Annotated in this window: 3 protein-coding genes; all 3 read right to left on the bottom strand. The window is 65.1% G+C overall.

Annotated elements, in window-relative coordinates; genetic code table 11:
• On the bottom strand, positions 1-770 hold a 770-nt coding region (locus DMB66_RS59645), incomplete at its 3' end, for a hypothetical protein (RefSeq protein ID WP_148112961.1).
• Positions 767-1,510: a hypothetical protein gene (locus tag DMB66_RS59640; RefSeq protein ID WP_125812679.1), complete on the bottom strand. Its 744-nt coding sequence runs from the start codon at positions 1,508-1,510 to the stop codon at positions 767-769. The genes DMB66_RS59640 and DMB66_RS59645, both read right to left, overlap by 4 nt.
• A gap of 77 nt (positions 1,511-1,587) precedes the next feature.
• Positions 1,588-1,952 (bottom strand): Crp/Fnr family transcriptional regulator (locus tag DMB66_RS59635; protein WP_148112960.1); only part of this gene is annotated, 365 nt, incomplete at its 5' end.

The following is a 1,952-nucleotide window of genomic DNA, read 5'->3' as shown; positions in this document are numbered from 1 at the left end:
TCGGCGAGAAGAGCGTTGATCGCTGCCACGGCCGGCGGATCATCCTCGAGATCGACCTGCAGATGCTGTCTCAGCACTGCCGACAGATCCGGCGCAACCGTGAAGATCTGCAGAAGCTCACGAAGTTCGAATGGCCACTTCGCGCCGCCCGGCCAGATGATGACCATTCGCGATCGCCGGATCCGCAGAGCCTCTCGCAGAAGCTCGGCCTCGTGCGCCTCGGCCGTGACGTTGTCGGCTAGTCCGGTCCAGAGATAGCCGGTGTCCTCAGACAGTGCGGCGACTGCCACGTCGGCCATGGTGTCGGCGCCGAACTCCTGCACTCGGCCGTCACAGATCGCGTCCAGCGCGTGGATAGCGGCGTGCCGCTTCCCGAAGCCATGCCCACCGCTGAGGACGACCAAATTCTGATCAAGCAACCGGTCCCATAGTGCCGGATACTCCCGCGGACGGACGAATGAACCCCGGACCCGGGCAAGGGTGTCGGCGGACAGCACGGCCAGCGACAGCGTCTGCCCATCGGCAGACGTACTGAAGAAGTTATTGATCTGTTGGTTGGTCTGGAGCCGGAAAGTCCGGGATGCCTCCGCCAGTGCTCGAGAGCCCGCCGCTAGAGCGTCAGCCTCATCCAGCAATCCCTGTGAAAGGCGAGGTGGGCCGTGCTCGGCGTCCTCATCGGTCTTCGTCGCGGCGTCGTCCGTCGTCGTATTCTCGTTCGCCGCGGTTGTCGGCTTTCCATCAAGCGGTTCGCCACTCCGGTCACCGGTCATCGATCGCCGCCGGTGTCCTGTGATCCGTTCCCGAACGTGACGGATCCGGAGTTGCGGCCCATGAAGCTGCCGACGCTGGTCCCGACGGTGTAGTCGTCACCGACATGCATGGACGGCTGCGGCCGAGGTACCGGTGGTGTGGACGTATTCGGAGTGGTCCCGCCGCTGCCTGGTTGCTCGGCTGCACCGGTGACCATGACCCAGGTGCGCAGGCGCCCACGTTTGGTCTCCAGCTGACGCATCCGGAACTTCTGCGGGTCAGGAGTGGGATATCCGCGAACGACACTCAGGTAGAGATCCTCCGGGACAACGACCGCCATTCGGCCTTTCTTGGCATCTCGTAGTGCCTCGCGCAGCTGCGGGGAATCCACCATCGCGAAGGCCGTATCGACCGCCCGGCCGCTTGAGCCTTCCTCGTCCAGCAGCACCTCGCCGTGGTGCACTACGAGGCGCAGGCGCAGGCCCGGCTGACCCACCCGACGCTCTGCCAATTCGGCGTCGACAGCTCCGATGAAGGGCTCCACGAGGAGCCGCTTGGAGACCTCAGCGGAAACGAGCAGGTAGACGCCGTCGCCGCGGTCTTCGCTCCGCAACGAAGCCGTGCCGATGCCGCTTAGCTCCAGCGCCCGGCGCAGGATGGCGTAGAGGTCTTCCCTGACCTGTTTCTTCTCCGGGCCGGAAAGTTCCCCAGAGCCTTCCACGTCCAGGATGACGATGGAGAAGTGTTGCGGTACGCCCATGAGTGACGCTCCTCAGCAATAGACACTTCGGTGTGTCTATCTCCGGCACCGGTCGGCGTCTGTGCACAAATACGCGTTCAGAGGCGCGGTCTCAGAGCGTTGAGGTCGAGGACGACGATCCGCTGCCGAGCGGTGGTGACCACCCTGCGGTCTCGCAGCTGTCGCAGTGCCTTTGCGACGGCTTCCCGAGAAGCGCCGGTCGCACCGGCGACTTCCTCCTGCGACAGGCGCAGACCTATGACCACTGCACCGCCGGGCGCGGCCTCGCCATGGGTGCGGGCCAGCTCGGCAAGCAGCAGCGACACCCGCTCGAGGACGTCGAAACCGGCGAATTCGAGACGTCGCCGGTCCGACTCGCGGAGCCTTCCGATCACGGCGGAAAGCACTGCGAACAACGCGTCCGGGTTCTGACGCAAACGCTGACGGAACACCGACGCGGCGA

The organism is Actinoplanes sp. ATCC 53533 (genome assembly GCF_003947245.1).
Note: the sequence above shows the minus strand (reverse complement) of the source record. Positions and strands in the feature narration are given on the sequence as shown.